Genomic DNA, 21,133 nt, shown 5'->3' with positions numbered 1-21,133 from the left:
CGGCGCGCACAGACAGTCGCCCGCTGCTCCGACCGCGGCAACTCGCGAACGCTTCGCTGCGGAGTCCGCCAACCGCCGGGACGAGTTCCCGCCGCATAAGAACCAGAGCGCCACAAGACAGTACCAAGTGGACAAGCAGGATGCCGACAAGTGTCACTGATGGAAGCACTTCGAGCGGTGCGTCCCTTCGGATAGGCTTCCTTGCAGTTTGTAACAGATCCAAAACGGGGAGTGAATCTGCGTGGTTAGCGCCAGGAAAACGGCCGTGGAACGGGGCAACGGAGGCACCGGAATCTTGACGACGCGGACAGGCCTGGTCATACCCTCCGACCTCGCCTTCGACGACTGGGCCGACGCCGGCTTCCGGATCAGTCGGCTGGTCGACTCCTTCGCGTGGTGCCTCGGCGACTGGTTGATCTACGGGCAGGAACGCTACGAGCGCAGATACGCCGAGACCGTGGAGCGGGTTGGCCTGGAATACCAGACATTACGTAACTATGCCTGGATCGCCCGCAAGTTCCCCATCGGTCGCCGCCGTGAGGAGCTGAGCTTCCAGCACCACACGGAGGTGGCCGCGTTGCCGGAGCCCGAACAGGACCACTGGCTCGACCTGGCAGCCGAAAAGGGATGGTCGCGTAACCGACTGCGGATCCAGTTGCGCAATCACCGACGAGCCGCCCAGCGCGCTGACCGGAAGGCCGCCGAGTTGCCCCGGGTCCGGGTGTCGACGGACCGGATCGACACCTGGCAGAAGGCCGCCGCCGAGTTGAACACCTCGTTGGACGCCTGGATCGTGCAAGCCCTCGATCGGGCTGCGGCGCAGGCCCTTGGCGCGACCGGCGGCCAGCGGTAGCACCCATGAAGGGCGTCGACGGCGTGGCGGGGGTGAGACCTCCGGCGAGGCGTGGGGCGCCGACGTCCACACCGAAACCGGAGGTCTCAATACCCGCCGACGTTCACGGCCGGCGCCCGCAGCACGCCCGGTCGACGCGCTGCGCCGGCATTCAGCGGCTTTCCTGCGCCGCCGCATCCTGCTCGCGACGTCAGGACGCGACCGCTGCCGCGGGCCGCAAATCGTGGGTCCGGCACATCACGTCGAACGAGTCCGGTGTCGACCTCGCGTTGTCGACGTCGGCCAGAATCGCGGTCACCCGCTCGGTCAACTGCTCATCGCTGAGGTCAGGATGCAGCAGGTTGCCAAGGTCCTCCCGGTCACTCGGGCAGGTGGTCAGCCACCCCTCCACCGAGTGTTTGATGCCGTAGATGCCCTCCTGGCAGTAACTGGCACAGCCCTCACACTTGGGCGCGCGCATCGTGGCGCTGTAGGAGTCCTTGAGGCGCACGCTGAAGCCGTTAGCGTCGTACCAGTAGAAGCGGCATCCGAACCGCTCCTGGATCTCCGGCTCGCCGTAGCGGTCGGTCAGCAGTTCGAGGACCTTGTCGGTAGGCAGGTAGTCCTCCTGCCACTCGGCCCGCCGGCTGGGTGAGTAGTAGAAGTCGAGCAGGCTCAGGTGCACTGGTGAGCGCGCGTCGGACACCAGGTCGGCGACAAAATCGATGGTCTGGTCCAGGACGTCACGGGTGCGACGCATCAGGACCGCGTTAAGAGCAAGGGGCACACGTTCGCTGATCGCCCACTGGATCGATTCGGTCGCGTGGGCGTACGCGAAGCGGCGGCCGGTGATCTGCAGGACGTCGGATTGCCGCACGCTGTCCAGCGAGATCTTCAGCAGATCGATGTGCCGGCTCACCGCGTCGGTGATCTTCGGCAGGCGGGCGCCGTTGGTGGTCAACTCCACCCGTTCGTACATGGGGCGGACCGCCTCGATGATGTCACCCAGGTCTGGGCGCAACGTCGGCTCGCCACCGGTGAACGAGATGCCGCCAATGCCGGCCGAAGCGATCGCCGCGGCGTTGCGCAAGTATTGCTCAGTGGTCAGTTGCTGTCCGGCGTACCTTGCCGGTACACGATTTTCCATTCCCTCTTCGACCGGGCAGTAACGGCAGACCAGATCGCATTTCGGCCAGACCGAAGCGCGCACGTAGACCGGGTCTTTCTGAGGTTTCTGCATTCGTCTCTCCCAGCACTTGTGAAGAGGGTGATGAGCATGCGCCGAACGCCCTTCCAAGGGGGTGGGCAATTGCCGGGCGCCGATTCCTATCCTGGGGCCTCGACGTGGTCGACTCAAGTCGGGGGAGGTCCGAACCGATGTCCCGCCGGCGAGACGAATCCGGCGACCTGAGCCGCGATCTGCGGAGCCACGAGCGGATGTATCAAGTGAGCCATGTCGGCGAGGGTGACGCGGCGGGAGGTAGGAATGGACGCGGTCAGAATGGCCGCACAGGGCGGCGGATTAACCGGGTCGCAGGACCCCTCCAGCACCAGTGTGGGCACCCGCACGCGGGCGAGTTCCGGGCGGCGGGCCAGTCTGCCGGGATCGGCACGGACGTGCGGGCCCAGTAGCGGTCCGGCCGGCCCTCGTGCGGCGGCGGCACGACGCTCCAGCCGGCGGTAGGCGTTCTCGGCGAAGGGCAATCGCGGCCCGTTGAGCAGCCGCCACTGCTCAACTTTCCACTCCACCACCTCCGCAGGGTCGCGAGCTTCCGCCAGGCCGCGCCACACCCGGGCCAGCGCGGGCGACGGGCCCGGGTGGTCGGACTGCCGAGCGTCGGGCATCGGCAGCGCCGCCGCGCAGAGCAGGACGGCCGAGGCCACGCGATCGGCGGCGTCCAGCAGGAGAAGCTGGGTCAGCTGCGCGCCGAGCGACGTGCCGACCACGATCGCGCGGGAGATGCCGAACGCGTCGAGCACGGCGACCGCGTCGGTGGCGAGGACGGTCACCGGGTACGGGTCCCGGTCGAAGACCCGGGTCGAACGGCCGGTGTCGCGATGGTCGTAACGCAGGACCCGGTGATGGCGGGTGAGCTGCGACACCAGGCCGTCCGGCCAGCTCGACCCGGCGGCATTCGCCCCCGCGACCAGCAGCACGACGGGCCGGCCGGCCGGCCCGTCCAGCCGTGCGTACAACTGAATTCCGGGGGCGACGTCGACATATTTTTCCATTTTTCTCCTCGGTCGGGAATGGTTGTTCGTAGGGCATGCGGCGATACTGGACCGAGGATATTGAATTCCTCCGCCACGGCGGGCCGAACATTCGGGAGATTTCCATGAGAAAGATCGCCGACGAGCAGGTCGGCCGGCACCTGCTTTTTGTGTGCCTTCCCGCAGACGGCCACGTGAATCCGACACTGCCGTTCGCCGCCGAGCTGGTCCGTCGCGGCCATCGGGTCACCTACGCGACCAGTGATCGATTCGCCGCCGCAGTGACGGCAACCGGGGCAGAATTCCTGCCGATCGGGTTCGCGCTGCCGCCGGGCACTCCGACGGCGGACAGCGGACCGACTCGATACGTCGAAAGAATGCGCCTCTACGCCGACCTCGTCGAGAACGGATACCAGGCGCTGTATCAGTGGGCCGTCGCGCACGGACCGGACAGCGTCTGTTACGACATGTCGACGCCGCCGGGCCGGATGATTGCGGAGCGCCTCGGCCTGCCCGGGATCCGAATGTTGCCGACGATCGCCGGCAACGAGCACACCCGGGCACAGTTCCAGGCCGCCGGCATGAGCGGCCCGGAGCGCGCCGCACTGCGACCGGTCTGGCGGGACATGCGCCGCCTGGCGGTGCAGCACGGCGTCAACACCGCCGCGGTGATGATGGCGGAGCCCACCCCCGGGTTGAACATCGTGTTCCTGCCTCGGGCCTTCCAGCCGGCCGGTGAGACCTTCGCCGACGATTTCGTGTTCGCCGGACCGAGCGCGATGCCCGCCGGCACGGACGACGGCTGGCAACCACCGCCGGGCGAGGCGCCCCTGGTGCTGGTCGCGCTCGGCACCGCGTCGAACCGTCCGGAGGTGTACCGGGCCGCGCTGGGCGCGTTCGGCACCGCCGACTGGCGGGTGGTGCTGGCCGTCGGTGAGCATCTCGACGTCGCGGCTCTCGGGCCGGTCCCCGAGGGCGTCGTCGTCGCGTCGGTGGTGCCCCAACCGGCCGTCCTGCGCCACGCGGATGTCTTCGTGTCGCACGGCGGGATGAACTCGGTCATGGAGTCCCTGCTGGCCGTGGTGCCCACCGTCGTCGTGCCGGAGCGCCCGGAGCAGAAGGTCAACGCGGCCCGGGTGGCGGAACTCGGCCTCGGTCGCCGGCTCACGGCGGGAGAACTCTCCGCGAGCGCGTTACGGGACGCCGCCACCGCCCTGCTCGGCGACTCCCCGGAGCGCGCCGCCGTACGCGGCTTCCGCGACCGGCACCTCCGCGGCGACGGGGCGATCGTCGCGGCCGACGCGGCCGAGGCCTTCCTCGCCCGACGTGCGGTCGCTGTCTGAGCCACCCCTGCCTCATCCGTCCGTACGCTGCGCGCGGTGCAGCCGCGCATAGGCGCCGTCAAGGGCGAGCAGGCCGGCGTGGTCGCCACTTTCGACGATCCGGCCCTCGTCCAGCACGGCGATCCGGTCCGCGTCACGGATGGTGGCGAGTCGGTGCGCGACGATGACCGCGGTGCGCTGGTGCGTCAGCCGCCTGATGGCCTGCCGGACGAGGCGCTCCGTATGCGAGTCGACCGCACTGGTCGCCTCGTCCAGCACCAGCACCGCGGGATCGCGGAGGAAGGCCCGGGCGATGGTGACCAGCTGCCGCTCACCGGTGCTCAGATAGCCGCCGTCCTCGATGACCGTGTCGTAGCCGTCCGGCAGCGCGCGGATGATGTCGTCGACGTGGGCTGCGCGCGCTGCCGCCTCGATCTGCTGGCGAGTCGCGTCGAGCTGCCCGTACGCGATGTTCTCGGCCACCGTGCCGTGCCGCAGCCAGACGTCCTGCGGCACCAGCGCCACCACCGACCGCACCTGCTCGCGGGGCAACGCATGCAGGTCCGCCCCGTCCAGGCGGATCGTTCCGTGGTCCGGGTCGTAGAAGCGGAGCAGCAGGTTGACCAGCGTCGACTTTCCGCCGCCGCTGGGGCCGACCATCGCCAGCGTCTCGCCGGGCGCGACCGTCAGGTCCAGCTCGCGGAGCACCGGGGTCGCCGGGTCGTACCCGAAGCGAATCCGGTCGAAGACCAGCTGACCGGCCGGCCGGGTCCGCTGGACCGCGACGCTGGGCCGGCTGTCCAGCTCGGGCGCGTCGAGTAGTTCGAAGATGCGGTCGAGGGACACCAGGCCCGACCGGATCACCGCATTGAGCGTGGCGAGCTGGGTAAGCGGTCCGTTGAACTGGCGGGAGTATTGCAGGAACGCCTGGACCTCGCCGATCGTCACGGCACCGGCCGCGACGCGTGCGACGCCCACCACTGCGATCAGGACGAAGCCCAGGTTGGACAGCAGGGTCATGGCAGGTGTCACCAGTCCGCTGGTGGTCTGGGCCCGGAGCCCGTCGGCCCGGAGCCGGTCGTTGAGGCGCCGGAAGCCGCGCAGCGCCTCGCCCTGCTGCTGGAACGCCACGACGGTGGCGTGGCCGGTGTACATCTCGGCCACGTGTGCGTGCAGGTCACCTGAGGTGGCCCAGCGTGCGCCGAACCGCTCCTGGGCCCGTCTGCTGAGCGCGATGTTCAGGACGACCAGGACCAGCACCGTGGCCGTGATGACCGATGCGAGCAGCGGCGAGATGATGATCATCATGGTCAACAACCCTGCGCAGAGCAGCAGCGAGTTGGTGATCTGGCTGATCGTCTGCTGCAGGGTCGCCGCGGCGTTGTCGACGTCGTTGGTGGCGCGGCTCAGCATCTCACCGCGTGGCTGCCGGTCGAAGTATCTGATCGGCAGGCGGTTCACCTTCGCGGCCAGATCGGTTCGCAGCCGGAGCACGGTCTGCTGGATGAGCCGACTGGTGACCCGGCCCTGCAACGCCCAGCAGGCCGCCGAGAGCACATAGGTGGCCGCCGCGAGCAGCAACACGCGGGCGAGTGCGGAGAACGGGACGCCCCGGTCGCTCGTCACGCCCGCGACGATCAGGTCGGTGGCGCGGCCGAGCAGGGCAGGGCCGAGCACGTTGAGCGTCACGCTGGTCAGCCCGAGCAGGAACAGGCCGACGAACAACCGGCGGTGGGCACCCAGGCGAGCGGTCAGTCGCCGTGCCGAGTCCGAGCGCTTCACGCGGGTATGTCCATGACGTCGTCGTGGCTGGGCTCGGCCGCCACGATGTCCCGGTAGATGGCGTTGCCGGCCAGCAGCTCGGCGGGTGTCCCGAGGCCGACGACCCGCCCGGCGTCCAGCACGACGACGCGGTCGGCATGCCGGATCACCTCGGCACGTTGGGCCACCACGATCCTGGTGGCGTTCGCGTGCGCCAGTGCCAGCGCCCGTTCCACCGCGGTCGCGGTGGTCTGGTCCAGCGCCGAGGTGACATCGTCGAGCAGATAGATGTCGGGGCGGCGGACCAGCGCGCGGGCGATGGCCAGTCGTTGCCGCTGGCCGCCGGAGAGGTTGGCGCCGCCGGGCCCCACCTCGGCCCGCAACCCACCGGGCAGCCGTTCGACGAACTCCCGCGCCTGCGCCACGTCGAGCGCCTCCCAGAGGTCCGCGTCGGTGGCCCCGGTGCGGCCCTGGCGCAGGTTCGTCGCGACGGTCCCGGAGAACAGCATCGGCCGCTGCGGTACGAGTGCCACCGCGCGCGACAGGACCGTGGGGTCGAGCTGCCGGACGTCGGAGCCGCCGACCAGCACCGCCCCGCTGGTGCTGTCCGCCAGCCGTGCCACCAGGTGCAGCAACGTCGACTTGCCGCTTCCGGTCGCGCCGATCACCGCGACCTGCTCGCCGGGCCGGATGGTCAGGGTGACGTCCACGAGCACCGGCCGGGCCGCGCCCGGGTAGCCGAAACGGAGGGCACGCGTCTCGACCGAGCCAGGGGTGGGTTGCGCGGTCCGTGGCCGGGCCGGCGCGACGACGTCGGGCCGCTCGGCAAGCACCTCGCCGATCCGGACGGCGCACACCTCGGCGCGCGGAAGCGTGGTGAACAGGAAGCTGAGCGTCGTGATCGAGCTCAGCACCAGGGCCAGATAGCTGATGAAGGCGATCAGCTCACCGATCCCCAGGGAGCCCTGGGCGATCCGGCCCGCGCCGAGCCAGACGGTGACGGCGCTCAGCAGGTTCACCAGGAGAGAACCCGCCGGGAGCACCAGTGTGGACAGCCGGCCCGCGCGCAGGGCGACCCCGGCGAGCTCGGCCCCGGACCGCTGCAGGCGTTGCTCCTCGTGCGACTCGGCGCCGAACGCCCGGACGACGCGTACGCCGGTGATCTGCTCGTCGAACAGCCGGTCGATGACATCGATGCGACCCTGCACCACCGAGGTGAGGGGCCGCATGGCGCGGAGCACGCCGGTGGTCAGCAGCATCAGCGCCGGGATCGCGGCCAGCAGGATCACGGTGAACTGCACGTCGCGGAAGGCGGCGAGCACGATGCCGCCGACGCAGATCATCGGCACCGGCACCGCGACCGCGAGCAGCATCTGCAGCAGTTGCTGCACCTGCTGGACGTCGTTGATGGTGCGTACCGTCAACGAGGACGTCCCGAAGCGGGCCACCTGCGCGATGCTCAGCCGCTGGGCGGCGACGAAGACCTCCTCCCGCAGGTCCCGCCCGATCGCCTCGGCGATCGTGGTGGCCGTCCGTACGGCGACAGCGGCCGCGAGCGCCTGGACGACGGCCACGCCCAGCATCACCGCCCCGGTCACCGCGATCCGTCCGCGGTCCCCGAACGCCAGGCCGTCGTCGACCAGGCGGGCGGTCAGCAGAGGCAGCCACAGGGCGGCGGCCGCCTGCACGAGATGGGACGCCATCACCACACTGGTGCCGCCCCAATGGTCACCGAGGCGGCGCAATATTGTGCCGATGCGCATAGCGGCGACACTACCCGCAGTCTGTTCGACCATGCCGTTCGCCGATGAGCCACGGATGCGGAAACTTTGACGATCGTCTCGTCTCGCCGGCGAGACAGGACGTGTGCAGAATGGCGAAAGGTGCGCCACAGCGGTGCGAGATCTCCCGATGACCGGAGAGAGCGAGCCTTGGAATGATTACCGAACCCCCACCTGCCCCCGAATCGATGCGTATAAGGCGGTCGGCGCTGGACCGGATGGCGGTCTCCGGCACGGCAGTGAAATTGCCAGCATTTACCGACATCACGGTGCGGATCTCTGATCACGGCGGTGATGTCACCGCTCCCGCCCTGGTCGGTGCCGTGGTGGATCGGCTGCTGCGTCCGGCGGAGCGGCCAGCCGCCGGTGCCGCCGTGGTCGACGGTCTGCCCATGGCGGACGTCGCCGACGGCCGCCGACTGCACCGCGTTCTGTTTTCCGCAGTGTGGGAACAATTCGTCACCCGATGCGACGAGCTAAGTTCTTCCGCTACGCCGATTGTCAAGGAATCAGTGACCCGCGATGGTGTCATTCCGCCGGAGCAGTACGGCAGCAGCTGGAGCTTCAAGGCACTGCATACGGACCGCGATGCGATGCTCTTCTCGCACTTGTACGGTCCGGTCCGCGGGTTTGTCGGCGGCGAGTTTCTGCTGGTCGACGCGCGGGCCCTCATGCAGGCGCGAGAGCTGTCCTTCGACGATGCGTTCGAGTGGTCCGTCGAGCCCACACCCGGCAGCAAGCCGGTGCTGCGCGCGGAGTACGGCGACGCGGCGACACGTGAGTTCGGCATCAACCTGGGAGCTCCCGCACCGGGCCAGGTGTTCTTCGTCAACAACACCTACGGCGCCGGCATCCTGCACGGTGTCACCCCGGTGATCGCCGACGACCCGGGCCGCATGGTGCGCGAGTACCACCGATGCAGCGCGCGGTGATGGCCGTGAGCACAGCGACGGCCGCCGTACGGCGTACCCGGATAGTCGCAACCATCGGCGCGGCCAGCGCCGACCCCGCGTGCCTCGCCGCGCTGATCAGGGCGGGCGTGGACGTGGTGCGGCTCAGCATGGTCAACGGCAGCCGCGAACGGCACCTCGCCACGGTCCGTACCGTGCGGGCGGAAGCCGACCGGCAGGGCCGGACGGTCAGCGTCCTCGCGGACCTGCAGGGCCGCAAGAACCGGATCGGCCGCCTGCGTGACGGGGCGGCGCGGTGGGAGCCGGGCGAGAAGGTGGTCCTGGCCGCAGCACCGGGCGATCTCGATTCGCACCGCACCTGGCTCATCCACGGCTGGCGAGCGGTGCCGCAGGCGGGCTCGCACGTGCTGATCGACGACGGTGCCGTGGTGCTGCGGGTGGAGGAGGCCGACGACAGCACCATGACCTGCACGGTCACGCAGGGTGGCCCGGTGACCGACGGGCGCGGGGTGACCCTGCCGGGCCGGCAGCCGATTCCGGTGGGGCTGACCCCGCGGGACCGCGACGATGCCGCCTTCGCCCGTCACCTGGGGGCGGACATGATCGCGCTGTCCTTCACCGCCCATCCGTCCGACCGGGAGGCGCTGCACCGGATCGCGCCGGAAGCGGCGTTGATCGCCAAGATCGAACATCCGGATGCGGTACGCGCGCTCCCGCCGCTCATCGATGCCTTCGACGGGCTGATGGTGGCCCGGGGGGACCTGGCCCTGGAGATCCCGTTCGAGGACGTGCCGGTGGTGCAGAAGCAGGTCACCGCGAGCTGCGCGGCCCGCGGACGTAGCTCGATGGTGGCCACTCAACTGCTGCACTCCATGCGGACCGCGGCCAGTCCCACCCGCGCCGAGGTCGCCGACATCTTCAACGCCGTACTCGACGGTGCCGACTACCTGGTGCTGGCGGGCGAGACCGGATTCGGCCGCCGCCCGGTCGACGTGGTGGACGTCTGCCGACGGGTGATCGAACGCGCCGAACGCCACCGGACCGAACAGATGGAGAGGGAGACCCATGCCCGATAGCTGGCCGTCCGCCTTCGAGAAGATCATGCGTGCCCACCTGCCTCGGCTGGACCCGGCCGCCCCGCTGACCGCGACCCTGCGACCAGCCGATCAGGGCGTCGACTCGCTCGCCCTGGTGAGTCTGCTGCTCGAACTCGAGGAGGAGTTCGACGTCCCGGTGCCCGACGACGCACTGCTCGATCTCCACTCCGTCGATGTCGGTCAGCTCGCCGCCCTGATGGGCTGTGCCGGCAACGCACCCGGCGAAGCGGAGGTCGGCCGATGACCGGTCCTGAGCTCGAGTTGCCGGCGGAGGCGCGCCTCCTGGTCGCGCTGGCGCGGCTACGGCCCGACACCGACGTGCGTGGTCGGGTCCATGACCTGTTGACCCGACACGAGGAGTTCGACTGGGGACGGTTCGTCGATCTGGCGAGCCGGCACATGGTGCTGCCGCTGATCTCCCGGAACGTCCTGCGCAACCGGCTCTCGCACGACGACGACGGACGCCAGCAGATGCCCTACGCGTGGCTCTACGCCGACGTCTACCAGGGCACCCGGCGTCGGAACCTGGCCCTGAGCGACGAGTTCGGCCGGGTGCTCGGGCAGCTCAACGCCGCCGGGCTGCGGTATGTCATCCGCAAGGGCCCGGCCCTCACGGACGGCCTCTATCGGGATCCCGGCACCCGGCGGATGTCCGACCTCGACGTCCTCATCCGGCGTACGGATCTGCCCGTCCTTGCCGAGGTGGCCACCACGGCCGGCTACGACGTCGGGAAAGTGACGCCCACGGGCACCCGGATCGCGCCCTTCGACCGGCGCACCACGCTCTATTGGCAGGTCAACCTGGGCAACGTGGCACTGCCCTATCTCAAGCTGGGACACCGGCCCGAGGTGGAGACCTTCATCCTCTCCCCGTGCTTCAGCCTCTTCCAGCCCAACGCCGGCCTGCCGCTGAGCCCCGACCCGTTCCTGGAGCGTGCGACGCCCACCGTGATCTATGGCCAGCCCGCCCGGGTGCTGGACCCCGCCGACCAACTCATCGACGCCTGCGTGCAGTTGCACGCCGAAGCGACCCTGCTCTACTACATCGAGAGCGACAAGGACCTCACCTTGCGCAAGTTCGTCGACCTCGTCGAACTGCTGCACGTCAGCACGGCGCAGGACCTGTCCCGGTTCCGTACTCGAGCACACGAGCTGGGCTGCGGGCCGAGCGTGCACTACGCCCTGCACTACACGCGGCAACTCTATCCGGAGGCCGTGCCGCCGGGGCTCGCCGAGGAGTTCCAGCCGGCCGACACGGCCTATCTCGACGAGTACGGCGGCTTCGACGGCACGCCGAAGCGGTGGGACGTCGGCTTCACCGAGCGCATGTTCGACCGCGGCCGGCGCCACGCCGTCGAGGTGCGCAGCAACGTTCCCGGCACGAGATCGAGCGTGTAGCAGTGTCATCGATGGTGGATGTGATCGATGCCCTGCCGCTCGACGACGGGGCCGTGACCCGGTTACGGGCGCGGCACGGCGAGCACTGCACGCCCCTCGCGTTTCTGCTGGTCCGGCCCGACGCGGTGCGACAGGGGTTGAGCTGGGCGATCCTGGACGAGCTTCGCCGGGAGGGCCTGACGCCGCTGGAGATCGGTGTGGTCCGGCCACACCCTCGGCAGCTCGAGGAGCTGTACCTGTCGACCCAGATCCGGATGGCCGAGGCGGGACAGCGGCCCATGTGGTGGTACATGCCCCGCTACTACGAACTGGCGCCTGCGGTCGCGGTGCTGCTGACCGGTGGGCCGAACGAGACGGGAGCGGCCGAGCGGCTGACCGTGCTGAAGGGTCCGGCCAACCCGGCGCAGACGCGTCCGGGGCAGCTCCGCTACCGCTACCGGTCACAGAACATGCTGATGTCGATCGTCCACTCGTCGGAAGACGCCGACAGCGCGATCCGGGAGGCGTGCCTGTTCTTCGGCGAGCAACGGGTCGACGAGGCGATCAGCCGACGTTGCCCGGCCGTGCTCGACGCCGCCGAAATCCCGGCCGTGCCGGCGATGCTGCCGACCTTTCACCAGATCGTGGCCGCCACCCAGATCGCCCTGCTTGACCGGCTCCAGCCGCGCATCGAGTGCCGCCGGGAGGCAGTCATGGTGCGCACCGCCCTCCAGCAGGCGCACGGCGGTGACCTGACGGACCCGGTCTACCGACGCCGGACCCGGGCGTTGCGGGCACCGTGGCGGTACGCCAGCCCGCTGCGCGAGGAGCTGAGCAGCCGCCGCGACCCCGAGTCCGTCTACCTCACCTGGTCGATGCAGATGTCGCAGACGGCGGCCACCTTCGGCGACGGTGTCGTCGGCCACCTGCGGAACCTGCGCGTGGACCTCGACGACTGGGCGGAGACGGTTCTGGTCAGCGGCTGGGGCTTCCACTCCCTCATAGAAAGGACAGGGCCATGACCGAGCCGAGCGCCTCCCGCGTCACCGGCAGCAGACGCGACATCGGCACCGCGCCGGGTGGGCTGCCGAAGCTCACCCCGGCCAGTTGATCGGCTGAGCCGTGACAACCGACTGCTCGCCACACCACATGTCATCCGGACGGCCGGACGCTGCCGCCTTCCGGGAGGTGATGGCGCTGTTCCCGACCGGCGTCGTCGCCGTCACCGCCCAAGGCGACGACGGCCCGACCGGCTTGACGATCGGGTCGTTCTTCTCGGTGTCGATCCACCCGTGCCTCATCGGGTTCTGCGTCAACCGTTCGTCGCGCACCTGGCAACGGATGAGGAAATCCGTCCGACTGTGTGTGAACGTCCTCGCCGAGGACCAGCACCGGGTCAGCAGGATTCTGGCCCACCAGGTGGATCCCGAAGGCTTCTCCCTGGTCAGTTGGCCGGCGAACGGTGCGGGCATACCGGCCGTTGCCGGCGCGCTGGCCTGGATCGCGTGCGACATCGTCGACCTGCACGATGCCGGCACGCACTCGGTGGTCATCGCAGCGGTCGGTGACCTGGCCATCGTCCGATCCGGCGGCCCGCTCGTCCACTGCCAACGCCGCTACCACTCGATCACCCGCATTGTCGCGCCCACGTCGTAGTTCGTGCCTAGGCCATCCCGCCAGCGAAGGAGAAGACATGCTGAACCTCCGTGCCGATGCCGCGCGTTCGGCGGCCGACGAGCCCCCGGACACGGTCCCATCGATGGCGACCGTCCGTCACCGACGTCCGCGACCGGTCGGCCCGGCAACCCCCACCACGACTGGCCTGGCCGCCACAGCCCGGCCGACGACGACGGCATGACAACGCCCACCGGACCGAGCATCGTCATTCGAGGCCAGGCACCCTTCGGTACCTGCTTCATGCAGGCGGTCGCGGCGGTGGCCACCGAGCACGGAGTGCCCGACGCAGCGGCTCGACTCGGGCCCAGCTGGGGTTTTCGGCGGGTGGCGGGACATCGGCTGGGCGGCGGGGAACGGTGGCTCGCGGGCACGGCCCGGCTCACCGGTCTGCGGCTGCAACGATTCGCGCAGACCGACTGGGCCGAGCTGGCCCAGGCCGAGCGGGCGGCCCTGGCCGACTCGGCGCAGCTGATCGTGGCGGTCGACTCGTTCGACATCGAGTCCCCGTACCGGGATCACGAGCACCTGACGCACGCGTTGGTGCTGCACCGGTATGCCGGGGACGAGGTCGTCGTGGCCGACATGACGAACCGCCCTGAGCCGCACTCGCTCCCGCTGCACGTGTACCAGAAGACCCGGCTCAGCCCGGTCGCCGGCGGATTCGGCATCGTCTGTCGCGGCGTCGTCGGCGTACCCCCGCCGTCCGACATCGTGGCGGACAGGTTACGAGCAGAGCTGCCCGCACACCGGGGTGAGCTCGCTGTCCTGGAACAGTTCATCACCGACGTCCGCGAGGGACGCACCGGCCCCGACGTCGACATCGCGGACGTGGCCGCCGAACGGCTGGCACTCAGCCAGGTCGTCGCCCCGCCGAACGGACCAGACGATCGGTGGACGCCGGTAGCCGAGGCGTTCGCCGATCTGTCCCACCGTTGGTACATCGTGCACGCGATGGCCTGGGCGGCCACCCGCGGCACCGGCACCCTTCGGCCGGCCCGACTCGTCCGCATGCTCACCGACCTGGCGACCCGCGAAGCCGACCTGAACACCCGGCTGAGCGCGATCATGCAGGTCGGCTCCCCCTGTCCACGTTGACCGATGAGGAGACACCAGTGGAAGACCGTGTATCCGCACTCGTGTTGCGGTTCGCCCAGCTCGATGCCGCGGCGGATGCCCTCGACCCGAACACCGACCTGTGGGACGCAGGCATGTCGTCGATGCACAGCGTCAGCGTGATGATGGCCGTCGAGGAGGAGTTCGGCGTCGAGTTCCCCGAAGGGCTACTGACCCGCGCGACGTTCACCTCGGTCGCGTCCATCGCACACGCGGTGCGGAAGCTGCGCGACTCGGATCCGGCGGTGGCCCGATGACGGCCACGGTGACGGAAACGCCGAGCGACGTGGTGGCCGCCGCCCGACACGTCGCTGCCACCCTGGCAGAGCATGCCGACTCAGTCGACAGCGAAGCGGCCTTCCCTGCGGCGTCGGTCGCGGCACTGCACCGGGCCGGTCTGCTCGCGCCAGTCCTCGATCGCTCCCTGTCGGACCTCGTCGCGATCGCCGCCGAGCTGGGCAAGGCGTGTGGCTCCACCTCGATGATCTGGGCGATGCATCAGGTCCAGCTGGCCTGCGTCGCCCGCCACCACGGTGGATCCGCGCCGTTACGCACCGCGCTCAAGGACATCGTCATCGACGGGACACTGATCGCCTCCGTCACCTCAGAGGCCGGTATCGGCGGCAGCCTGCGTACCAGCGGCGCGGCTCTGGAACGCCACGGAGATCGGGTCCGCCTGACAAAGCGGGCACCTACCGTCTCGTACGGCGCTTACGCCTGCGCCTATCTGGTCACCGCCCGGCGGGACGCGCAGGCCGCGGCCGGCGACCAGATCGCTGTGCTCGCCCCGGCGGACGCCTGTGCGCTCACGCCGGCCGGACCCCCGTGGAATCCCATGGGCATGCGGGGCACCTGTAGTCCGGGGTTCGAGTTCCACACCGAGGTGCCGGCCGGATACGTCCTGACCGACCCCTTCGAGCGGATCGCCAGCGCGACCATGGTGCCGCTGTCACACCTGCTGTGGGCAGCATGCTGGTTCGGCATCGCCGCTGCCGCGTTCCGCCGTGCGCAACAGGCCGTCCGGGGACGCATGCGCGGCAACCCCGACCTGGTCGATCCGCGGCTGGCGGAGGCCGCCGGGCGGATGGACCAGATGGAGGCCGCGCTAGCAGCCACCGCCCGCCGCTTCGAGCCGATCTGGGCGGACCCGGGTGCCGTCGACGAGCACGGTGGCCCCACCCTCACCTTGGCCGTGAACAACCTCAAGGTCACCGTCTCCACCCTCGCCGTCGACGTCGCGGTTGCGGCCCTCGAAATCTGCGGGATGCCCGGCTATGCCGAGGCCGGCCCCCTATCGGTCGCTCGGCCGCTGCGCGACCTGTACTCCGCTCGCCTCATGATCGGCAACGAGCGCCTGATGAACGCCAACGCCCGACTCAGCCTATGGAAACGAGCCTAGCCGTGACCGACACCTCCATCGCGGCCCAGCCGCACCTGTCCACCGCCGATGCCGCCCTCATCCCGACCGAGACACCGGGCATCGCCGTCGCCAACCGATCCTTCGACGCGATCGTGGCTGCCCTGCGATCGGCGCTGCTGACGCTAAGCGCACCCCAGCAGCCGGTGTCAGTGGCCGTACCACCGGTCATCGCCCGGGCCCTGCTGGAGCGGGTCGGCTACGTCGACGGGTTCCCGAACCTCCTGGGAACGGTACACAGCTTCGCGGGAAGTCCCGCGCGCTGGCACGAGTTGCAGCTCGCCCGGGACGAACAGAATGCGCCGTGGCACACCGCTCAGCAGATCACCGACGTAGCGGTGCTGCCGGCGACGTGCTATCACCTCTATCCGCTCTTTGAGGGGAAGGACCTGACCGAGCCGGTCGTCGTCACCGCGGAGGCGTACTGCTACCGCAACGAGGGCACCCATGAGCACGGCCGGCTCCGGAGCTTCCGGATGCGGGAGTTCGTCCGGATCGGCGTGGCCGACGAGGTCACGGAATGGCGGGACGCCTGGGTGGCCCGCGCCGAGCGGTGGCTCGGCGACCTCGGTCTGGACGTTTCAGTCGTGCCGGCCTCGGATCCGTTCTTTGGTGGCGCCGGCCGGCTGATGGGTGCCACCCAGCGCGAACAACAGCTCAAGTGGGAACTGACGGCACCGGTCGGTGACGGTGCGGTCCAAGCCGTGGCCAGCGCCAACTACCACAAGGACCACTTCGGGACGCCGTTCTCGATTCGAATCGGCGGCGAGACCGCACACACCGCCTGCGCCGCGTTCGGCCTGGAACGCATCACCCTCGCCCTGCTCGCCGCGCATGGCCCCGATCCTGCAAGCTGGCCGGCCCGCGTCCGCGCCACCCTGGCGGTAGGTCCGCGGTGACCGGCCCGCCTCGCCGCGCTGGTGGCTCCTTCGACGGCTCGCCAGATCGTCGGCAATTCGACGGTTACCGCAGGAAGGTGAGGCGCGATGACGTACCCGGCTCCGATCCCACACGCCCAGGGCGTCCAACACCTGTGCTGGGCGCCGCTGACGGGTTGGCGGTGGATCCGGGCCAACTCCGGCCACGAGGAGCTGCCCGGCGGTCGGGTGGTCCGAGTGGTCACCGGCCTTCGGGCGTACCGCTGGGACCGTGGCCGCGTCTCACTCTTCCGCCCCCGTGACTACGCGGGGCTCATCCGGCGGGCCTGTCGTGAACGCTGCATGCCGGTGGTGCCGGCCTCGCTGTTGCTCGCAGCCGCCGAGGAAGCGGTACGCCGCGCCGACCGTATCCCCGGTGGGGCATTGGACTCGCTGCATCTGACCGTGGAGCTGCGCGAGGAGGCACCCGGCCCGGGACAGCGGCGGTACTGCTGCCGACTGAGGCCGGTGATCGAGCCGTACGCCGACCAGTTGTTGCCGATCACACTCCAGATCGACCACGCTGTGGCGGGCTTGGAAACCACCCACCATCCGTTCTTCGTTTTCGGTGACTCACGCAACGCGCGGGTATTCAGCCCGGTGCTGAGCGACGGTCCCACCATTGCCCGGGACACCGTCGAGCAGCTCAGTCGGATGCTCGGCTTTCCCCTGCGTGAGGCGAATCTCGGCCTCCATGCCTGGCGTGAGCTGATCGAGAAGGGTGTGGTGCGCGAGGCCTTCGCCTGCAGCGCTGCCCCCTTGGTCGCACCCGTGGCGGTGGTGGAGTCCCCAGTCGGCAAGATGCGAGTGGGCGATGGCCAGCCCGGCTACGTGACCATCAACATCCGGCGGGCGATGGCCCGGCTGGTACACGGGGCAATGCGCGACGCGCTGGGATGGAGTCATCTCGTGCAGCCGCCGCTCTCCACTCGGCGAGGACGTCAGACAGGACGACTTACAACTCCTAACTCTTTGAGCGTTGGAGTCGGCGCCAGCAGATGATGGCGCAGGCGAGGGTGAGGAAAGCCTCGTGGATGTCGTCGCGGATCTCCCAGCGGATGCGAAGGCGGCGGAACCGGTGCAGCAAGGCGATGGTCTGCTCGACGACCCAGCGTCGGGTACCGAGGCCGGAGCCGTGGCCGACGCCGCGTCGGGCGATGACGGGTGTGATGCCGCGCGTGCGTAGCTCCCGGCGGTACTTGTCGAAGTCGTAGCCTCGGTCGGCGTAGATCCGCTCGGGCCGTTGCCGAGGCCTGCCGCGGACGCCCTTGATCCGGGGGACCTTGTCGACCAGGGGCAGCAGTTGGGTGACGTCGTGGCGGTTGCCGCCGGTCAGTGCCGTGGCGAGGGGGATGCCGCCCGCGTCGGTGATGACCCTGCTGCTCGGTCTGGTCACTATTCCGGTCGGTTTGGGCAGTGGCGAGTGGTGGCTGCTGGCCCTGGTGCTGCTGCCGTCCGGGGCGCTCACCGCGCCGACCGTAGCCGCCACCGCCGACGCGGTGAGCCGGCTGGTGCCGGCAAGCGTACGGGGTGAGGCGATGGGGTTACACGGCTCGGCGATGGTGGTGGGGCTGGCCCTCGGCACCCCGCTGGCCGGGGCGGTGATCGATGCCTCCGCACCGGCCTGGGGCTTCGCCGCGACGGGCTTGCTCGGCGCGGTAATCGCACTTGCGGTGGCACCGGCCGAGTTGCGTCACCGGCGGTCCGACGCCCACGGATCAGAAGGTTAGGGTTCGAGTCCCTTCGGGCGCACAAGATCAAAGGACGTCTGACCTGCGGAAACGCGGTCAGGCGTTTTTTGTTGATCGTCCCACGTGGATGGCGGGCGTCGGCCATTCGTCATAGGCCTCGCTGGCGGCGGCCTTGGACCGGAATCCGCCGCGTCGTGCGCGTGCCCTCCCGCCGAACGCGTCGTGGCGGAGCAGTCGAAGTGCCAGCTGCCGTGGCCGCGTTCCGACAGCCGACGCTGGAGCGCCGGGCAGTAGCGGCAGCCGCGAGCGGCCGTCGTGTCGGTCCAGCGCCGCCTGCTCGACCTCCAGGCGATCGACGGCCGCGCCGAGTCCCTTCGACCCCGCGATTGGGAGCCGCGCGAGACGGTCGTGCCGTGGCTGGTCAGGTGCGTAGGTCGCGGTGTTGGTAGCCGGTGACGCCGAGGACGGCGAGGACGGCGGCACCGGTAAGCATGCCGATGACCCCTGGCCAGTCGGGTGCTGCGTCGGGCACGGCGGCGAGGTGCGTGAACGGGGACAGCGTGCCGATCCAGTGGGGTGCGTCGGTGCTGTCCGTGACGACCTGGAGCAGGAAACCGCCTGCGGCGGGTAGCGCGCCGACGAGCGCGACGGCGCGGGGCAGCCAGCCGAGCACGAAGATCGCGGCCCCGAGGCAGAGCGCCGCAATCGGCAGGACGTTCACCGCGCCCGCGAGTGCCGCCCCGAGGCGCAGGGGTGCGCCCACGCTTGTCGCCCCGATCCAGGTGGCCAGCCCGGCCGTGGTGGTGAGTGCCACGGCACCGGTGGCGGCGGTGGCGGCTTCGGCGGTGATCAGTCGGAGCCGAGTGACGGGGCCGGCGTAGATGAGCGTGAGCCGGCGGTCGGCTTCGGCGGCGGCGATGGTGGCGACGTGGACGGCGGCGAAGATCCCGGCCGGGATGGCGAGTAGCGCGAACATGGCCGCCACGTAGCCCTCGACCGAGCCGAGACCGGCGAACCCGGCCTGTGCGGCGAGGTCGGCGAACCGTGGGTTGTCGGCGAGGAAGTCGGTCATGGAGACCGCGAGCAGCCCGATGAGCAGGTAGTAGGCGCCGACACCGGCACTCCAGCCGGCGAGCGGGCGTAGCAGGCGCCGGAGAGCGAACGCGGGGATCGAGCCGAGGAGTCGCAGCTGTGGCGCGCGGCCGGTGCGTGGTGCGAGCCATCCGCCCCGCACGTCGCGGCGTGCGGCTGTGGCGGGAATGGTGGCGAGTACGGCGGAAGCGGCCAGGGCCAGCACGACCAGCGGGAGGATCCGGTTGTCGTGGTACGGCCGGGAGATCGCGGTGAGGCCGAACGGGGACAGCCAGCGCAGCCACCCGAGTGCGTCGACGCCGTCACCGATCATGCGGAGGAGCAGCCCGGAGCCGAGCAGCGTGACGGTGGCTCCGCTCGCGGCGGCCCGGCTCGGGAAGGTCTGTGCCGCGAGGGTCCCGGCCGCGGCGAAGAACACGCCGACCAGCGCGAGACCGGCGCCGTGCAGGACGGCACCAGCCGGTGGGGTGCCGGCGGCGGTGAGGGCGGTCGCGGTGGCGAACCCGACGAGCAGCGCGGCGGTGACGACCACGGTGGCGTGGCGCATCACGATGCTGGACAGGGGGACCTTGCCGGCCAGCAACAGGTCCCAGTGGCCGGCGTCTTCGGCGCCGCGGGTGATCCGGGTGGCGGTGAGCAGCGCCCAGACCCCGACCAGGACGGCGAGGATGGTGCCGGTGCGCCACACGGTGAAGCCGCCGGCGGAGTCGAGGGCGACGGGCTGACCGAACAGGGTACGGATCGCCGGGTTCTCGGCCAGTGCGGCGAGGGCGTCGGCGTCCATGGCGTCGCCGACGGTGCTGGCGTAGGTGGAGGCGACCATCGCCGACATGCCGCCGACAAGGACGATGACGATGAGCGCTCCGCGCCGGATGTGGCGGACAGCCAGCCAGGTCACCGCGTTCCTCGCGCCGGTGTCCCCGGCTGCCCGGGCGGCCTGCGGGGCCCGTGCGTCGACGGCGGTCACCGGGACACCTCGTTGTAGTAGTCGAGGAATATCTCCTCGAGTGTCGGCTCGTGGATCGTCAGCGAGGTCACGTCCGCTGTGGCCAGCGCCCGCAGGGCCGGCGCGGGCGGGCCGGTGAGGGCGAACCGTAGCCGCGCGGGACCGACCCGTTCCACCGCATCGACGCCGGGCACCTCGTCCAACCGGGGTGCCGTGCCGGTGAAGGTGACCTCGACCTGGCCGCGATGCAGTCGTCGGAGGTCCGCGACGTCGGCGATCTCCACGAGCTTGCCGGCGCGGAGGATCGCGACCCGGTCGCACACGGCTTCGACCTCGGCGAGCTGGTGGGAGCTGAGAAACACCGTCTGCCCCCGCTCGCGGGCCTGCGCCACCGCCCGCTGGAACTCGCGTTCCATCAACGGGTCCAGGCCGCTGGTCGGCTCGTCGAACACCAGCAGGGGCGCGCGGGTGGCGAAGGCCGCCACCAGGGCCACCTTCTGCCGGTTTCCGGTCGAGTACGTCCGGCCGGGTTTCGACACGTCCAGCGCGAACCGTTCGACCAACTCGTCGCGGTAGCCCCGGTCGACACCGGGACCGGTGCGACCCAGCAGCTCCAGGGTCTCGGCGCCGGTCAGTTGTGGCCACAGCGCCACGTCGGCGGGCACGTACGCCAACGACCGGTGTGCGGTGCGTACGTCCTGGGCGTCGGTGTCGAAGATCCGGGCGTGCCCCGCGGTCGGTCGGGCCATGCCGAGCAGCAGGCGGATGGTGGTCGATTTGCCGGCACCGTTCGGGCCGAGGAACCCGAACACCGACCCGGTCGGCACGGCGAGTTCGAGCGCGTCGAGCGCGAGCAGTCGCCCGTAGCTTTTGGTGAGACCTTCGGTGCGAACGGCGAACGCATCCATGGGAGCCCTCTTCGGTCGACGCGACATGACCACTGCCGACCAGACTTCCCGGCGCTCCTCAGCGGAGCGTACGCCCGGAA

At 70.1% G+C, this 21,133-nt stretch carries 19 protein-coding genes and 2 pseudogenes; 14 read left to right on the top strand and 7 right to left on the bottom strand.

The window, feature by feature from the left end; translation table 11 throughout:
* Nucleotides 1-265 precede the first annotated feature (265 nt).
* On the top strand, nt 266-853 hold the full coding sequence (locus tag ACGFIG_RS29830) for an LmbU family transcriptional regulator (RefSeq protein WP_393008553.1): 588 nt from the start codon (nt 266-268) through the stop codon (nt 851-853).
* A 190-nt stretch (nt 854-1,043) separates the two neighbouring features.
* On the opposite strand, the gene ACGFIG_RS29825 is transcribed toward ACGFIG_RS29830, so the two are convergent.
* A complete protein-coding gene (locus tag ACGFIG_RS29825) occupies nt 1,044-2,072 on the bottom strand; it encodes a radical SAM protein (protein WP_326564258.1) in 1,029 nt (342 codons plus the stop codon).
* A gap of 113 nt (nt 2,073-2,185) precedes the next feature.
* The gene (locus tag ACGFIG_RS29820) at nt 2,186-3,064 is read right to left on the bottom strand and encodes an alpha/beta fold hydrolase (protein WP_393008551.1); all 879 of its coding nucleotides are present in this window, start codon (nt 3,062-3,064) and stop codon (nt 2,186-2,188) included.
* 104 nt (nt 3,065-3,168) lie between these two features.
* Between ACGFIG_RS29820 and ACGFIG_RS29815 the strand changes: the two genes are divergently transcribed.
* A complete protein-coding gene (locus ACGFIG_RS29815) occupies nt 3,169-4,386 on the top strand; it encodes a macrolide family glycosyltransferase (RefSeq protein WP_393008549.1) in 1,218 nt (405 codons plus the stop codon).
* A gap of 12 nt (nt 4,387-4,398) precedes the next feature.
* Here the strand turns inward: ACGFIG_RS29815 and ACGFIG_RS29810 are convergent, their stop codons facing one another.
* Together ACGFIG_RS29810 and ACGFIG_RS29805 are read right to left on the bottom strand one after the other, a co-directional pair.
* Nucleotides 4,399-6,147 (bottom strand): ABC transporter ATP-binding protein, encoded by a 1,749-nt coding sequence (locus ACGFIG_RS29810; protein ID WP_393008547.1) that lies wholly within the window; start codon nt 6,145-6,147, stop codon nt 4,399-4,401.
* Complete coding sequence (locus ACGFIG_RS29805; protein ID WP_393008545.1) at nt 6,144-7,829, bottom strand: ABC transporter ATP-binding protein; 1,686 nt, start codon at nt 7,827-7,829, stop codon at nt 6,144-6,146. The genes ACGFIG_RS29810 and ACGFIG_RS29805 overlap by 4 nt, the downstream gene beginning before the upstream one ends.
* 233 nt (nt 7,830-8,062) lie before the next feature.
* Between ACGFIG_RS29805 and ACGFIG_RS29800 the strand changes: the two genes are divergently transcribed.
* From ACGFIG_RS29800 to ACGFIG_RS29750, 11 genes are all read left to right on the top strand, one after another.
* Nucleotides 8,063-8,839 (top strand): hypothetical protein, encoded by a 777-nt coding sequence (locus ACGFIG_RS29800; RefSeq protein ID WP_393008543.1) that lies wholly within the window; start codon nt 8,063-8,065, stop codon nt 8,837-8,839.
* Nucleotides 8,840-8,844: 5 nt separating this feature from the next.
* Nucleotides 8,845-9,894, top strand: coding sequence for a pyruvate kinase (locus ACGFIG_RS29795; protein WP_245715991.1), 1,050 nt, complete (start codon nt 8,845-8,847; stop codon nt 9,892-9,894).
* Nucleotides 9,884-10,159, top strand: a complete 276-nt coding sequence (locus tag ACGFIG_RS29790) for a phosphopantetheine-binding protein (protein ID WP_091632298.1) — start codon at nt 9,884-9,886, stop codon at nt 10,157-10,159. Before ACGFIG_RS29795 ends, ACGFIG_RS29790 begins: the two co-directional genes overlap by 11 nt.
* On the top strand, nt 10,156-11,313 hold the full coding sequence (locus ACGFIG_RS29785) for a nucleotidyltransferase family protein (RefSeq protein ID WP_091632293.1): 1,158 nt from the start codon (nt 10,156-10,158) through the stop codon (nt 11,311-11,313). The genes ACGFIG_RS29790 and ACGFIG_RS29785 overlap by 4 nt, the downstream gene beginning before the upstream one ends.
* 14 nt (nt 11,314-11,327) lie before the next feature.
* Complete coding sequence (locus tag ACGFIG_RS29780; RefSeq protein ID WP_393008541.1) at nt 11,328-12,314, top strand: nucleoside-diphosphate kinase; 987 nt, start codon at nt 11,328-11,330, stop codon at nt 12,312-12,314.
* A 169-nt stretch (nt 12,315-12,483) separates the two neighbouring features.
* Complete coding sequence (locus ACGFIG_RS29775) at nt 12,484-12,948, top strand: flavin reductase family protein (protein WP_393008539.1); 465 nt, start codon at nt 12,484-12,486, stop codon at nt 12,946-12,948.
* 345 nt (nt 12,949-13,293) lie between these two features.
* Nucleotides 13,294-14,064: a hypothetical protein gene (locus ACGFIG_RS29770; protein WP_326564252.1), complete on the top strand. Its 771-nt coding sequence runs from the start codon at nt 13,294-13,296 to the stop codon at nt 14,062-14,064.
* Nucleotides 14,065-14,081: 17 nt separating this feature from the next.
* On the top strand, nt 14,082-14,339 hold the full coding sequence (locus ACGFIG_RS29765; RefSeq protein ID WP_091632279.1) for an acyl carrier protein: 258 nt from the start codon (nt 14,082-14,084) through the stop codon (nt 14,337-14,339).
* Nucleotides 14,336-15,481 carry an acyl-CoA dehydrogenase family protein gene (locus tag ACGFIG_RS29760; protein ID WP_393008537.1) on the top strand — a complete coding sequence of 382 codons (1,146 nt, stop codon included), beginning with the start codon at nt 14,336-14,338 and terminating at the stop codon, nt 15,479-15,481. The genes ACGFIG_RS29765 and ACGFIG_RS29760 overlap by 4 nt, the downstream gene beginning before the upstream one ends.
* A gap of 2 nt (nt 15,482-15,483) precedes the next feature.
* Complete coding sequence (locus ACGFIG_RS29755) at nt 15,484-16,398, top strand: aminoacyl--tRNA ligase-related protein (protein WP_393008535.1); 915 nt, start codon at nt 15,484-15,486, stop codon at nt 16,396-16,398.
* An 87-nt stretch (nt 16,399-16,485) separates the two neighbouring features.
* Nucleotides 16,486-17,418: a hypothetical protein gene (locus ACGFIG_RS29750; protein ID WP_393008533.1), complete on the top strand. Its 933-nt coding sequence runs from the start codon at nt 16,486-16,488 to the stop codon at nt 17,416-17,418.
* On the opposite strand, the pseudogene ACGFIG_RS29745 reads toward ACGFIG_RS29750, so the two are convergent.
* Nucleotides 17,381-17,878: pseudogene (locus ACGFIG_RS29745) on the bottom strand (IS5 family transposase); the annotation flags it as partial. The gene ACGFIG_RS29750 and the pseudogene ACGFIG_RS29745 overlap by 38 nt on opposite strands.
* On the opposite strand from ACGFIG_RS29745, the pseudogene ACGFIG_RS29740 reads away from it, so the two are divergent.
* A pseudogene (locus ACGFIG_RS29740) lies at nt 17,799-18,146 on the top strand (MFS transporter); the annotation flags it as partial. The pseudogenes ACGFIG_RS29745 and ACGFIG_RS29740 overlap by 80 nt on opposite strands.
* Nucleotides 18,147-18,528: 382 nt before the next feature.
* Here the strand turns inward: ACGFIG_RS29740 and ACGFIG_RS29735 are convergent.
* Together ACGFIG_RS29735 and ACGFIG_RS29730 are read right to left on the bottom strand one after the other, a co-directional pair.
* Nucleotides 18,529-20,166 (bottom strand): ABC transporter permease, encoded by a 1,638-nt coding sequence (locus tag ACGFIG_RS29735; protein ID WP_393008532.1) that lies wholly within the window; start codon nt 20,164-20,166, stop codon nt 18,529-18,531.
* Nucleotides 20,163-21,053, bottom strand: coding sequence for an ATP-binding cassette domain-containing protein (locus ACGFIG_RS29730; RefSeq protein ID WP_393008531.1), 891 nt, complete (start codon nt 21,051-21,053; stop codon nt 20,163-20,165). Before ACGFIG_RS29730 ends, ACGFIG_RS29735 begins: the two co-directional genes overlap by 4 nt.
* Nucleotides 21,054-21,133: the final 80 nt, after the last annotated feature.

Origin of the sequence: Micromonospora sp. NPDC049048 (assembly GCF_043197615.1) — a bacterium.
Lineage (GTDB): Bacteria > Actinomycetota > Actinomycetes > Mycobacteriales > Micromonosporaceae > Micromonospora.
This window is presented reverse-complemented; position numbering and strand designations above follow the sequence as displayed.